This is a genomic window from Pontiella sulfatireligans, assembly GCF_900890705.1.
GTDB classification, from domain to species: domain Bacteria; phylum Verrucomicrobiota; class Kiritimatiellia; order Kiritimatiellales; family Pontiellaceae; genus Pontiella; species Pontiella sulfatireligans.
The window spans coordinates 1487541-1502486 of the sequence record NZ_CAAHFH010000001.1 but is presented as its reverse complement, the minus strand read 5'-3'; the positions used below and the strand labels follow the sequence as shown (position 1 = coordinate 1502486).

Annotated in this window: 10 protein-coding genes; all 10 read left to right on the top strand. The window is 53.6% G+C overall.

Annotation, left to right across the window (positions count from 1 at the left end; all coding sequences use genetic code 11):
- Nucleotides 1–61 precede the first annotated feature (61 nt).
- The 10 genes from SCARR_RS05110 (at nt 62) to SCARR_RS05065 (ending at nt 14908) form a co-directional block, all read left to right on the top strand.
- On the top strand, nt 62–1816 hold the full coding sequence (locus SCARR_RS05110; protein WP_136060432.1) for a DUF4955 domain-containing protein: 1755 nt from the start codon (nt 62–64) through the stop codon (nt 1814–1816).
- A gap of 297 nt (nt 1817–2113) precedes the next feature.
- Nucleotides 2114–2386, top strand: coding sequence for a sulfatase/phosphatase domain-containing protein (locus tag SCARR_RS05105; protein ID WP_168433011.1), 273 nt, complete (start codon nt 2114–2116; stop codon nt 2384–2386).
- 169 nt (nt 2387–2555) lie between these two features.
- A complete protein-coding gene (locus SCARR_RS05100) occupies nt 2556–3269 on the top strand; it encodes a hypothetical protein (protein ID WP_136060430.1) in 714 nt (237 codons plus the stop codon).
- A 176-nt stretch (nt 3270–3445) separates the two neighbouring features.
- Nucleotides 3446–4723 carry a CehA/McbA family metallohydrolase domain-containing protein gene (locus SCARR_RS05095; RefSeq protein ID WP_136060429.1) on the top strand — a complete coding sequence of 426 codons (1278 nt, stop codon included), beginning with the start codon at nt 3446–3448 and terminating at the stop codon, nt 4721–4723.
- A 296-nt stretch (nt 4724–5019) separates the two neighbouring features.
- Entirely contained in the window at nt 5020–6810 is a 1791-nt protein-coding gene (locus SCARR_RS05090; protein WP_136060428.1) for a glycoside hydrolase family 2 protein, read from the top strand.
- A 21-nt stretch (nt 6811–6831) separates the two neighbouring features.
- On the top strand, nt 6832–10137 hold the full coding sequence (locus SCARR_RS05085) for a glycoside hydrolase family 2 TIM barrel-domain containing protein (RefSeq protein ID WP_222846184.1): 3306 nt from the start codon (nt 6832–6834) through the stop codon (nt 10135–10137).
- A gap of 310 nt (nt 10138–10447) precedes the next feature.
- The gene (locus SCARR_RS05080) at nt 10448–12256 is read left to right on the top strand and encodes an Ig-like domain-containing protein (RefSeq protein WP_136060427.1); all 1809 of its coding nucleotides are present in this window, start codon (nt 10448–10450) and stop codon (nt 12254–12256) included.
- 639 nt (nt 12257–12895) lie between these two features.
- The gene (locus SCARR_RS05075) at nt 12896–13753 is read left to right on the top strand and encodes an HNH endonuclease (RefSeq protein ID WP_168433010.1); all 858 of its coding nucleotides are present in this window, start codon (nt 12896–12898) and stop codon (nt 13751–13753) included.
- Nucleotides 13754–13784: 31 nt separating this feature from the next.
- The gene (locus SCARR_RS05070) at nt 13785–14726 is read left to right on the top strand and encodes a transposase (protein ID WP_168433009.1); all 942 of its coding nucleotides are present in this window, start codon (nt 13785–13787) and stop codon (nt 14724–14726) included.
- Nucleotides 14723–14908, top strand: coding sequence for a hypothetical protein (locus SCARR_RS05065; RefSeq protein WP_136060424.1), 186 nt, complete (start codon nt 14723–14725; stop codon nt 14906–14908). The genes SCARR_RS05070 and SCARR_RS05065 overlap by 4 nt, the downstream gene beginning before the upstream one ends.
- Nucleotides 14909–14946 lie beyond the last annotated feature (38 nt).

Here is a 14946-nt window from a genome sequence, read left to right as displayed (position 1 = left end):
TTTTGACAACAACGTTCGTTTGCCCGCAGCAAGTCTTCGGGCGCGATCGGGGAAAGGCCGCATGCTAAATCCTGTTTTTAAAGTGTTTGGAGCTGTTCGGGATACACTTGTTTCCCGCATGGGGGCCTGTATCTTCTTGATGGCCATGGGGGGCGCCGGCGCGGTTTCGGGGCAGCAATCAGCCGTCTATCAGTCGTTTGTCGCAGATCCGGTTCGTTCGATTCTTCCCGATTTTTCATATGCCGGATATGCGTATGGAGAAAAGCCGATTCCTGAACCGTCGGTTGTGCTGAATGTGGTTGAGTATGGGGTTCTGCCGGATACCGGCGAGGATCTTACCGAGGTCGTTCAGCGGCTCATCGACCAGGCAGGGGAGCGCGGTGGCGGCGTGATCTATTTTCCGCCCGGTGAATATTGCTTTAACACCGGCGACGCGAAACATTATCTGCAGATCAACCACGATCACCTTGTATTGCGGGGTGCCGGAACGTCTACAGTGTTCCGGTTGGTTCGACCTCTGACGCAGCACGAACCGGCACCTTGGTTGACGCCGGCCCTGATCCAGACCGGAACCCGTTTTCAGGGTACGGAAATGTTCTGGGGCGTACCGTCGTTGAGGGCTCTGGAGGAAGCCTGGCCGGCAGGGGCGTTGGGCGTGGGGCAGGATGACCGGGTCTACGAAGCACCCAAGTTGACCGATGTTGTTGCAGGCGCCCGCAAAGGAGATCGGGCGTTGCAGGTGGCGGATAGCTCGGGCATCAAGGCGGGAGATTGCATTTTGCTGTCGATGCGCAATACCTCGGATGAGGGGGCCTTGATCCATGAAATGCTCGCGCCGATCGAATCGTTCCATGAAAAACAACTCGCCGCTCGATCCGCCGGAAAGCTGCGGACGGCCAGTTACCAGTGGCTCGTCGAAGTGGCTGGGGTGCCCGATTCAAAAACACTCGCTCTTCGGCAGCCGCTGCGTCGCGATATCCAAATGCGCTTTGCGCCGGAAGTATACGCCGCGCCGATGCTGCATCACATCGGTATCGAGCACCTCAAAATTTCCAGTGGTTGGGACGGCCCATATAAGCACCATGGGGGTGCGGAGATGGATTATGGCTGGAAGGCCATCAACATGGTCCGGGTTTCCCATGGCTGGATTCGGGATGTGGTCATCGAGAATTTTACGGTTCCGGTTACCTTGAAGGACAGCCGCAATATCACGGTTCGCCATGTGGTGGTGGAAGACCCGTTGAAAATCGGCGGGCACTATGGGATCAAGTGCTATTCCCATGCGTGCGACAACCTGATCGAAGAGATCCAGTTCAATTCATATCGGACCCATGGAACCGGCGTTGAGGGGAATTCGTATGGCAATGTGTTTAGAAATGTGATCGTTCGGCATGGCGGGCGAAAAAGGGCGGAATTTGATTGTCACGGATTTTGCTTTGCTCCGCCGGCGTGCAACCTCTTTGAAAATATTACAGGGCAGGGGGCCATCTCCGGTGGCGGAGCGCTGTTTAATCTGCCTCACGCAGCTCAATACAACACGTTCTGGAACTGCGAGTGCGATGTGCCGAAGGGCGAAGTATTCGAGTCGTGGGCGGCCACCACATTTGATGTCCCCGCGTACCGGCTTTTTCCCAAATCGATTCTGGTCGGTGTCTGCACCAGAACCGGCACCGCCGTGGTCGAGGGGAGCTCCGCCGACCGGAATGACGAATGGCTTTATGTGGAAGATTTAAACCAGACGGCGGTCGAGCCGTCGTCGCTTTACGAGGCTCAGCTGAAGCTGCGTCTGAATAAAAGCAAGCTCGCAGGAAATTGAACGAACAATAAATGATGAGGTTAAACAAGAAATCCGTGCAGAAGATTATCAATTCAGTCGTTATATTTGTTGCTGTGGGTCTTGTGGGGGTCTATTTTCCGATGTTCTGCAAGGAGGATTTTTTCGGGTATGGCATTGAATAAGGCACAGGCAAAGGTTCTGTCAAAAAAAGTATGAAAACGAAGTGAAGGAATGAAACTGAGGCCTCGGATTGAATAGCACGTGTTTCGGGATGGCTTTTATTGGGGTGGGATTGGTTTTTGACGGTAATTTTGAGTGATTTTGAGTAGTGCTGATTTGAGCAACACACAGTGCAGGGCGGTTGGTGAGTGGGAACTGTATGACCTGGAAACCGATCCCAGTGAGATGAAAAACCAGATCGACAATCCTGAATATGCTGATGTGGCCGTGCGTATGCGCCAGGAACTGGACTCTCTTCGCAGGCACTATGAGGTTCCTGAAAATGAACCGATGGATCTGGGAAATGTCAGTCAGTTTTTCCATTCCAGCGAACAGCTCAAGCGGGCCGGGCGGAATGCGACTGGAAAAGCAGAGGGTAAACTGCAATGAACAAATACGGTTTTACACTTTTCGGTTAGCTGTACATTTAGCCAGTAGATACGGGAGGCTGAATTTCGCTATTCTGTTGGTTAGATGCTGGAGAAGCACGATTGCTCCGCATTCAATAAGCACCGAAATAGCTCGGTACATCAATTATTGGAAAAAACAGGACGAAAATATGAAAAGATTATTGGGAATGGTTGTCGTCGCGGTGTTGGCTGGTTTGGTCATGCATGATGCGGCCGCGAATATCAAGAGTGCAGAATGCAAGCCTACGGTAGATATCCGCACTCGCGCCAGGTTGCTGGGCTATTTGTATGCGGAGGGTAGCTGCGCTAATCCGCTAGGGGGTGGCGATAAGTTTGCCATTGGGGTCAAAGGCGCCCAAAATACGCGGGCGTTATGGTGTGCGCAACAGATGGAGGACAAAGGATTGCTGACGATCGTCTCTTCCACCGATAAGCGGATTGTGTTGAAAGATCTTCCCTGGGAAATTTCGTACGCACCTGTTTCGTGGAATACAAACATCTATATGACCTTTAATGAAGGGCTTCCGCATGATCCAGAGAATCCGGAGCAGTGGGCTCCAGAAGTTTATAATGCTCAGTTTATAGCCGCGATTATTGAAGGGGAGGGCTCTGTTGGCGGGCTGATTGATGATCAGTCAGGGTGGGGGGATAATCCTCTTCATGTTACCGAGTTGTGCGATTTGCTGAATAAGCCCGCATATGCCTGTGATGCCTATTTGGCTAGAAAGGGGAAGGATTTGCGGATTCCGGCTGAAAAGTTTAACGTTGTGCGGGAGTTTGAGTATGTGTCCACAGGGCGGGTTCCTGGTGGACCTGATGGGCTGGTGAAAGAGTCAACTCCGCCGAAGTATGCAACGCCTTGACGGGGCATTTCTAATTAATTGATCCGAGACCTTTCTGTCCTCGGATTACTTCTGCCATGGGGCACGGTTAAAATAGAGTAAGGAAACACATTATGACAAAAACACACACAAAAATAGATCGACGATCGGTTTTGGTACTGCTTGCAGGTACGGGGGCCGCTGCCAATGCACAGATAATGAATAGGTTCGTTAAACCTTCGGCGTCCGATGAACGGCAGCCGTTGTCCTATTTTAATGTTTATCGTGGAAACACGCATTCGCACTCGATATTCACCTGGACGCACGGCGCCCATCGCACCAAGTGCATGTCCAAGCTGACTGAACCCACCGAATTCAAGTCTCATTGGAAGGTTCCCGCCGGAACCGATTACAGAGATTGGAACACGATTAATCTGAATCCAGATGCATATACCAACCTGCAGGGGCTGCCTGCAAACCACTACAGGCTGGCGAAAGAAAACGGGTATGATTTTTATGCAATGACGGATCATAGTCAGGAGCCGACATACCAGCCTGTTTCTAAAGACAACCATGTCTGGAAAACCCTTCAGGCAAGTGCCGATGAGTATACCACGAAGGATTTCGTCGCGATTCCCGGTTTTGAGTACAGCAGAAACGTGCAAACGAATGGAGGAAAGGGGCACATCAATGTATTGAATTCAACCGAATACGTGAATGCCGACCATGGGCAACGCGGGCCTGTTCCTGCCTGGCCTGAAGCCCGCTGGAGTATTCCCCAATTCTACAACTGGGCAAAAACGGCGAAACCGCGCCGGAACAAAGGATGTGTCGTCGTTGGGTTCAATCATCCCCAGGCCAATCAATACAATGATTGGGATCACATCGATCCTGAAATCGTCAAATCGATAAGTACGTTTGAGCTTCATACGGGGTATAAATGGACCCGGTGGGAAGCGTATATGCGAGCGCTCAATAAAGGGTGGAAGGTGGCTCCGATCGGGGTTTACGATAATCATAATATTTATGCCATCACTGATCCTGAAGGCTTTCCGCCGACACAGGTCTTGGCGCACGACCTCTCCTTGGAATCAATTACGCGGGCCTTGAGCGAGCGGCGCACCTTTGTTTCATGGATAAGAGGAGTGGAGCTGCGGTACGCCGTCAACGGATATATCATGGGGTCCACGATCAACAAAACCGACCGCTATGCCTTTGAAGTTCAAATCAAAACGCGCGCTTCCCATCCGGAAGAGCGGGTCAGCAAAATTCAGGTTTTAAGAAATCATCCCCAAGGGAAGGATGACTGTGAGATCGCTGCTGAAATCACGTTGGCTGGGGATCAAGACGAAGTAACCTGGCGGCCTGAAATCAAAGACGCGGATGCAAAGTTCTATCTTGTGCGCGTGTTGCACAACTGCGATGTGGAAAAGGATGGAAGACCCAAAAAAATGGCGGGTTCTACGGTATCGGCGCCTGTTTGGATGGAGGCATAAAGGATAAACATATCGTGCGGTGTTGATGGGGAGGAGTATTCATGCGGCGGCCTTAAGCGTCACATCGGTTGCGGCCAACATAGAACTGGGCGGCGCGGTGGATTCTCCTGCTTCATATTTAGGTGGCGGTTTAGTTTAAAGCGAGCCATGTCGCGAATGGGCAAGTAATAGTTCCTTTTGTGGCATGGCAATATTGTGCCTGTTTTGATTGATTGTTGTGGTTTTAAACACCAGGGCGCTCATTCCAGAATTCGTGTCGCGGGAGAAGTTAAGTTAACAACATGCAGAGGAGATCCATGCCTTTTTTCAAATCCTTTAAAACCTGTTTTCTGATTGTAGCGTTCGTATGTCTAACCCTGAATCTCGCGGCCCAATCATTTATGATGAATCCCTATGGCTGCAAGGATGCCGTACTCCTGAACGGCAGGTGGAACGCGATCATCGACCAGTACGGCCGGGGAGAGGCGAAAAAATTCTTTCAGAACCGCAAGCCGCAGAAAAATACGGAGTTCGTGGAGTATTCGTTCGACGGCGGACTCCGTCTTGACGTGCCCGGCGATTTCAACTCGCAACTCCCTGAGTTGAAATACTACGAGGGAAACGTCTGGTATCAGCGCACCTTTATGGCAAAGAAAGATACGAGCCGACGCCAGTATCTCTACTTCGCGGGAGTGAGCTACGAGGCCGCCGTCTGGCTGAATGGCAAGAAGGTGGGCCGCCATGAGGGCGGCTTTACGCCTTTCCAGTTCGATGTTTCCGACCAGCTTGTTGATGGCGAGAACGACCTGGTGATCCTGGTGAACAACAACCGCAGAGTGGATGGCATACCGGCCATGCAGTTTGACTGGTGGAACTATGGGGGAATCCTGCGGGATGTTTTCTTTGTGGATCGGCCCCGGGTGCATGTGCACGATTACAAAGTCCAGCTCAAGAAAGGGTTTGAGGATGTTATCGCCGGATACGTCCAGCTCGAAGGTGCATCCTCTCCGCAACCGGTGGAGCTTTCGGTTCCGGAACTAAACATCAAGCAACAGCTCACCACCGATGCGAAAGGCCGCGCGTCGTTTGAAATCGCCGCTAAACCTCAACTTTGGGAGCCGGCGGCACCCAGGATGTATCAGGTCGCTTTTACCGTCGGCAGCGATGCCGTTTCTGATGAAATCGGCTTCCGCAGCATAGAAGTCAAGGGGAGCGACATCCTTCTCAACGGCAAACCGGTTTTCCTAAAGGGCATCAACTTCCACGAGGAGATTCCTCAGCGCATGGGCCGCGCCTACTCCGATGCCGACGCCGCCATGATCCTCAGCGAGGTTAAGGCACTAGGCTGCAACTTTATTCGCACCGCTCACTATCCGCAGAACGAACACATCGTGCGCGTGGCGGAAAAGATGGGCCTCATGATTTGGGAGGAAATCCCGCTGTGGCAGGGCATCGAATTCTCCAACCCCGTTATTCTCAAAAAAGCGGAAACGATGCTTCGCGAAATGATCTACCGCGATAAAAACCGCGCAGGCATCATTATTTGGAGCATTGCCAATGAAACCGACCCATCCGAATACCGCGACAAGGTGCTAACCGGTTTGGTCGATATGACTCGCCGGTTAGACGGAACCCGCCTCGTCGGAGCAGCCTTTGACAACATGACGTACCACAAGGACGTCTCCACCTTTACCCTCGAAGACCGTCTCGCCGAGGCCGTCGATGTCGTCGGCGTGAACAAATACATGGGCTGGTATATGCCGTTTCCTGTGGAACCGGAAAAGATCATGTGGGATGTGGCCGTTGACAAGCCCCTGATCATGACGGAATTCGGGGGTGAGGCGCTCTACGGCCAGCATGGCTCCAAGGACGTGGCTCATAGCTGGAGCGAGGAGTATCAGGAAGAAATTTATCGCAAGAACTACGTCATGTTCGAAAACATTCCCAACCTGCGCGGCACCTCTCCCTGGGTGTTGTTTGATTTCCGCTCGCCTTACCGCTGCCATCAGCGCAATCAGGAGGGCTGGAACCGCAAAGGACTGGTTTCCGACAAAGGCCAGCGGAAAAAAGCGTGGTGGGTGGTAAAGAACTTTTACGAGGCGCGCTGAGGAATAATAATGAAAGCACCCATGAAAACTCATCACGAGTGCCGGCGGCAGCTTCATCGCTTAAGCTTCAAGCACGCCCTTGGTCTCTTGACCGTGGCGGCGTGGATGATGGTACCGGATGCTTGGGCTCAGACCAGCCGCCTTGTTTGCGAGGCCGGCTTGATGGCTGCCCCGACCGGTCAGGAATCCCTTCATCCAGACTGGGAAACCCCGCTGGTATTCGGTGCGAATAAACTGCCTCCGCGCAATCCCGCCTGGCCATGCCCGGATGCGGATTCGGGCTGGAAGAGCGACTACGACCATTCGCCGTGGGTGCGCTCGCTCAACGGACTTTGGCGCTTCCATTGGTCGCCCGATCCGGATAGCCGACCCGAGGATTTTTTTAAACCTCAGTTTGATTCGGTGGCGTGGAAGACCATTCCGGTGCCGTCCTGCTGGCAGCTGCAAGGCTACGGCGTGCCGATCTACAGCAATTATACGTATCCCTTCCAACCGAATCCTCCATTCGTGATGGACCCGCCACCGACAAATTATACGTCGTTCCTGCATCGCAACCCGGTCGGCTCCTACCTCCGTGAATTTGAAGTTCCAAAGGACTGGCGCGGTCAGCGGGTGCTGCTGCACTTCGCCGGCGTCAGTTCGGCGATGAATGTTTGGGTTAACGGTCGGAAAGCAGGCTATAGCCAGGGCGCCCGGCTTCCGGCGGAGTTTGATATTACAGACCATCTTCATAACGGTGCGAACCGGCTGGCCGTGGAGGTGTATCGTCGGTGCGACGGCTCCTATCTGGAAGATCAGGATATGTGGCGGATGAGCGGAATCTTCCGCGATGTGTTCGTTTACACCGCACCCGATGTTTCGGTCTGGGATTTCTATGTGCATCCGGATCTGGACGCTACGCTGACGAAAGCGGGCGTGGCTATGAGCTACACGCTCCGCAACGCGGGGGACAAGCCGGGACACGATTTGCGGGTCCGGCTGAGTCTTCTCGATCCCGATGGCCATCTGGTCGGCGGCAAACCCTTGCTGGACGAGCCGGTTCCGCCGGTTCCTTCCGGATTTTCTGATGAACAGACCACCCGCAAGGTAACCGTGCAGCATCCCCGGCTGTGGACGTTCGAAACGCCCGATCTTTACAGCGCGCTGGTGGAACTGCTTCAGGATGGCCGGGTGATCGAAACCCGGCGGATGGATGTCGGGTTCCGTACGGTGGAGATTCGGGATCAGCAGTTTTGGGTCAACGGACGTTCCATCAAGCTCAAAGGCGTCAACCGCCATGAATTCGATCCGGCTGGCGGCTATGCCGTGGCGGTCGAATGCATGGAGCAGGATGTCCGCCTGATGAAGCAGGCCAACATCAATGCTGTGCGTACCGCGCATTATCCCAACGACCCGCGCTGGTATGACCTGTGCAACCGGATGGGCCTGATTGTGATGGATGAAGCCAATCTGGAAAGCCACGGCTTGAGCTACCATAAAAAAGTCCTGCCCGCCGATTCGGATATCTGGCGCCCGGCCTGCGTGGATAGGATGCGGCGCATGGTCATCCATAACCGGAACAATCCCTGCGTGATGATCTGGTCGTTGGGCAACGAGGCCGGCTACGGCGATGTGTTTCTCTCGATGCGCGAGGCCACGCTGTGCGCCGACCCGCAACACCGGCCGATTCATTATGCGGATATGAACCTCGCGGCGGACATGGACAGTCAGACGTACCCGACGACCGAATGGTTGCGGCGGCACGTCGTCGACAAAGCCACGCGAAAAGGGGAACATGGTGAAAGTTCCAATGAGGATCAACACGGGGCGTATCCTTCCGGCAAGCCGTTTTTGATGAATGAATACGCCCACGCGATGGGCAACAGTGTCGGCAATCTTCAGGATTACTGGGATGTGATCGACGCCCATCCCATGCTCATCGGCGGCTTCATCTGGGACTGGGTGGATCAGGCGCTCTATCGCGACCGCAACGATCCGTCCGGGGGCTTTATCTACGGCGGCGACTTCGGCGACATCCCTAATAATTCGAATTTCTGTATCAACGGTGTTATTGGCGCCGGGCGGAAGCCGCATCCGCATTATTGGGAGGTTAAAAAAGTTTATCAATACGTCAAGTTCAAGGCCGAGGACGCAAGCCAGGGGAAACTCCGCATCTACAATGGCTATGCCGCGACAAAGCTCGATGCGTTCGACGCGGTCTGGGTGCTGGAGGAAAACGGCAATGTTATTCAAAAGGGAACATTGCCGCCACTGGACATCGCCCCGGGCGCGGAAGCCCTTGTGCAAATTCCCTGGCAGCAACCGGACTTGCGCCCCGGTTCGGAATATTTTCTGACCCTCCAGTTCAGATTGCCCTCGGCAACCGCATGGGCCGAAGCCGGCCACATTGTCGCTTGGGATCAAATTCCCCTTCCCACGCCGCTGGCGGATACCCCCGCGGCTGCGCCGGCGGGTGTGAGCTTTCATCCGGTCGGCGACGACTGGGTGGCCGAGGCCGGCGGCACCTGTGCCGTCGTGGACGGCAGAACCGGCTGGCTGAAATCCTTGAAGGTTGCCGGCGAGGAATATCTGGTTGCGCCGCTGCATCCGAATTTCTGGCGGGTGCCGACCGATAACGACAAAGGCTGGAAGCTACCGAAAAAAATGGGGGCATGGAAAGATGCCGGCGGCCGCACCCGGCTTCAGTCGCTCGATTCTGCTGGGGATGGTCTGGTTGCCCGACTGCAGGTTCCCGTTGGCAAAACAACGGCTGAAATGAGTTATGTGTTGCGCAACGACGGCAGCCTCCGGGTGGGGCTGGTTCTGAACCGCTCCGACGGGGTGCCCGAACTGCCGCGCATGGGCCTTCAGTTTACGCTGCCTGAAAAATTAAGCCGTGTGAGCTGGTATGGCCGCGGCCCGCAGGAAAATTATTGGGATCGCAAAACCGGAGCCGCTGTCGGCATGCATCGCGACACGGTCGACGGATGGATTACGCATTACGTCCGGCCACAGGCCAATGCCAACCGGTCGGATGTGCGCTGGATCGAGTTTTCCGATGGCGAGGGAACCGGTGTGAACATCAAGGCCGATGGTCGGAATCTGGGCGTCAGCGCCTGGCCCTATTCCATGGCGGATCTTGCGGCCGCCACGCACGATGATCAGTTGCCGGAACGCGACTTCATTACCGTGAACGTGGACGGTTGGCAGATGGGCGTAGGCGGCGACAATAGTTGGGGGCTCCCCGTGCATGCGGAATATCGCCTGCCGCAAAGCGGGCCGCTTGAAGTTTCATGCGTCTTTCGCGCCGGTCCCGGGTTGTTAGAAGGGAGAACAGAAAACGAATAAGTACGTTTGAGCTTCATACAGGGCATAAATGGACTCGGTGGGAGGCGTATGTCAGAGCGCTCAATAAAGGTTGGAAAGTGGCTCCTGCCGGCAGGAAGCATAGTAGATGCCTAACGCGGCTGCGCAGCAGAACCGCAGTTTAATAGGTTTACCAACGAATGAATGAAATCTACGAATGGGATGCCGAAAAAAGATTCGTAGGTTTTATAAATTCGCTGGTTAAACCTGCTCCGTCGGAGCGGATTAAGGGTGGCTCGCTAAGGAACGCAAAATGGATAGTGAGAATGGAAGGAACTAAAGAGATAAGGTAATGGGTAAATATTTGAGAAGAATATTGGGTGTGGTCGTTGCATCGATGTTGCTTGGTTTGGTTCTGCATACCTTCGCCACGAGTGTTGCATCGGTTGTGGCCAACATAGAACTGGGCGGCGCGGTGGATGCTCCAGAGGAGCTTGACGCTGTCGTGGTGAATTGGGTGGGCGATTCATCGGCCAAGTACACGCTTCAGAAAAGTTTGGATCTGACGGAAAACTCATGGAGCAATATTGCGGAGAATATTCCGGGGGTTGACGGCATTATGGTTGTCACGAACGGGTTGTCTGAACCGCAGGCTTTTTATCAGGTTATTGCAGAAACAAATGCCGTGCCCGATGTGGATATCACACCTCCGACGGTTTCGCTGACTTCTCCGGCCGATCAGGATACGGTTGGAGGAACCATTTCGGTGGAAGCGAGCGCTTCTGATGCGAGCGGGATAAAGAAGGTCGGGCTTTATATTGATGATGGCTGGGTTGTAACGGACCAGGGAGCCCCGTATCAATTCGATTATGATACAACGGCGCTTCCCGACGGATCGCATCTAATCAAAGTCCGAGCGGTTGATAACGCTGATAACTATACGGTGACTTCCAACATCACGGTGATTGTGGATAACACGGTCGTTGTGGATAATGCACCTCCGACCGTTTCGCTGACTTCTCCCGTCGATCAGGATACGGTGAGCGGAACCATTTCGGTGGAAGCGAGCGCTTCCGATGCGAGCGGGATAAAGCAGGTTGGGTTTTATATTGATGATGGTTGGGTTGAGACGGACCACGGGGCCCCGTATCAATTCGATTATGATACAACGGCGCTCTCCGACGGAGCGCATTTAATCAAAGTCAAAGCGATTGATTTGGCTGATAATTTTGCGTTCACTTCTAATATCACGGTCGTTGTGGATAATGCACCTGCGGTGATAACGATGACCTCGCCTGAGGAATTTGATTTTGTGCGCGGCACCATTGTGGTGGCCGCGGCTGCCGCAGAGGATGTCGAGGTGAAACATGTTGCTCTTTATGTAGATGATGTTTTTCAGACGCTCGATGAATCTGAACCCTATGAAATGTCTTATGATACAACGGGACTTGCCGACGGTGAACATCAGATTCAAGTTGAGATGGTAGATCTTTCGGACAACTCATCCTTTACGGGTAACATCACGATCATGGTTTACAACACGTCGGTAGACATGCGCACTCGCGCCCGGTTGTTGGGCTATTTGTTTGCCGAGGGAAGCTGCGCTAATCCGTTGGGTGACGGCGACAAGTTTGCCATTGCGGTTAAATATGCTCAAAATACACGGGCGTTGTGGTGTGCGCAGCAGATGGAAGACGCAGGGCTGCTGACCATCGTCTCCTCTACTGATAGCAGGATTGTATTGAAAGACCTCCCTTGGGACATCCCGTATGCACCGGTTTCGTGGAATACAGACATCTATATGACCTTTGATGAAGGGCTTCCAGAAGATCCGGATAACCCGGGGCAGTGGGCTCCGGAAGTCTATAACTCCCAGTTTATTGCCGCCATCATCGAAGGCGAAGGTGGAACGGGTGGGCTGATTGATGATCAGTCGGGGTGGGGCGATTATCCTCTTCATATTACCGAGCTGTGCGATTTGCTGAATGAGCCGGTATATGACTGTGATGCCTATCTGGCAAATGCCGGTAAGGATGTGCGGATACCAACCGATAAATTTTACGTCGTGCGGGAGTTTGAATATGTGTCTATCGGACGGGTTCCTGGCGGATCCGATGGGCTGGTGGCAGCACCGACGCCACCGGAGTATGCAACCCCTTGATGGGGTGGCAGCAACCAGGTATTCCTGACCCTGCTGGGAGGCGGCGCCTTTGGCAATGAAACGAGCTGGATCATCGGGGCGCTTCGGTGCGCCCTGGACGTTCACAAAGATTCAGGTCTCGACGTCGGCATCGTCAGCTATGGTTCATCAAACCGCCAGACCCAAGAACTCGTCACGCAATAGCCTCACCTGCGCTTCATGCAAAAAAACAGGGATGAATTTCCATCCTATAATTCGCACTTTCCCCTTATACCTTGCACTTGCGCTCTCCCCGTGCGCACGGAACTAGTAAATTATACCACTAAACACTGGTAAGCCGATACGTATTATAAGTGTTATGGCTTGCTGTGCGGCACTGTTTGCGATATTTTCCTTACATTTAAGGTCTGGAGGGGTTGGAACAAGGTGATATGGAGTTGTATTGTAAGACTCGGCATAAAGAAATCAGGGATGGGCAACCGGAAGCGACGCACCTGCGGAGCTGGCTGAAGGTTGCTGGTTTCACAGGTGGGGAAAATGCGGAAAACATCATTTCATAGGACTGACCCCTTTTCTAAGCTCACACACCTTCGGCAGGGGGTGACTAAGTATGGGCCTGCACCGCATAAGCCAGTGCTGTTGCTGGCGGTAATGCGGGGAATGGATGAGGGTTGGATTTCGGGGAACCGCATTGAACTGACGCCGGAGCTGGTCGGGGCATTTAAATCAATCTGGCAGGAGGTGGTGACGACGGGGCACTCGCCGCTGATCGCCCAGCCGTTCTTTCATCTAAAAGGTGAGAAGTTCTGGCATCATGTTGAGTATCCAGGGTTCAAAGGATGGAGCGCGGCAACGAGCAGTTGTAAAACTATCGGGATGCTTCAAAAAACCATCAGTCATGTTGAATTGGATCCGGAGCTATTTGCTTTAATGGTCTCGCCCGTGGAGCGGGAGGTATTGCGACAGACCTTGCTGAAAACCTATTTCCCGGATGCATCGCTCTCGAACGGGGTGAGTTATTGGGATCAGGTAAGTGATCAGATCCTTGCGGAATCATCCGTTGAATATCAGGCGCAGATAAAATCCCTGCAGGAATCCCTCGATGCGGCCAGCTATGAAGAAGAGGTGTTCGTTCGGGGCGGGGTATTTAAAAAACAGGTGCCGCGGATCTATGATAACACCTGCTGCATTTCCGGTCTGAAAGTTGAAACCAGCATCAACGCATCGCTGATCGACGCATGCCACATCGTCCCCTTCAGCCAGTCGCACGACGATACCATCACCAATGGTCTCGCGCTTTGCCCAACTCTGCACCGCGCCTTCGACCGCGGCCTTATCGCCATCAATCCCGATACCTATCGCGTCATCGTCTCCACCCGCATGACCGAACCCGTCACCAGCACTTATTCCATCCAGCAGTTCCAAGGCCTGGAAATCAATTTGCCGAAGAGCGAAAAATACCACCCGAGTAAAGAGAACCTGACCGCGCACCTAGAGCGCTTTGTCGGGAATTTTTAAAGGGATGTCGGGAAAACGAGAATCAGGACACATGGGAGTGAACCAATATAATCCAGAGCTGCATCACCGTCGGAGCATTCGGCTGAAGGGGCATGATTATGCCGGCGGCGGGGTGTATTTTGTGACGCTTTGCGCGCATCGGGAGGCGGGGAATATTTTCGCGACGGAGATGGCGAAACAGATTGTTGCGGAGCGTCTGCGGATTACGGAAGAAAAGGTTCCGGACGCGCGGTGGAAAGAATGGGTGATTATGCCGGATCATTTCCATGCGTTAATTCAAATGGATGGCGGCGGGTTACGATTGGGCGATATCATCGGCGGATTCAAATCGGCGGTATCGCGTGAATTACGGCGGGCGGCAAGTGGGGCGAGTGGGACGGAAAAAGAGGCCAAAGGGGCGACGCGGATGTCGCCCGTACGTAGGGGCGAGGTCGGCCTCGCTTCCTTTTCGGGGCGGATATGGCATCGGAATTATTATGAAATGATTGTGCGTTCGGCGGAGGCGGAACAGAAGATCGCGGAATATATCCGGATGAATCCGTGGAAGTGTGTGCAGAGTTTTAGCAACGGTCTGCGGGGTATGGGCAATCCGGCGCTGTGGAATGCGGAAAAACTCGGGGTGCTGTGTAGTCGTAATGCGCCGCGCATCGGGCGCATGCCGGAGGCGGCAGTGTATTTCGGAGGGTGGCATTCGCCGAAGGAAAAGGAGATGTTCGATTGGTTGCTGGAACAGAAAAAACGGGTGATTGCTTGTCCGGCGTGGGGAATTGAAGGAGCGGCAAGCATGCCGAGCGTACTGGAGGCGCTGGAGCAGAACCGCCTGTTGATTCTGGAGATGCGCAATAAAGATGGGGATCTGGCGGCTGCAGAGCAACGGAACCGTTTTGTGATTGAGCATGCGGATGAGATTTTTGTGCCGCATACCACGCCCGGCGGAATGTTGGAGCGGCTTTTGAAGGAATGTCGAAAATGAAATCTACTGACCCCGACAACTACCGCGTCATCGTTTCCAACCGCATGACCGAACCCGTCACCAGCACCTATTCCATCCAGCAGTTTGAAGGGCAGGAAATACATTTGCCGAAGAGCGTGAGATATAGACCGAGCAAAGAGAATTTGGCGGAGCATCTGGAACGCTTTACCGGGAATTTTTGAAGGACTTAGATAATGAGAAATAGAATTGAAAAACGACG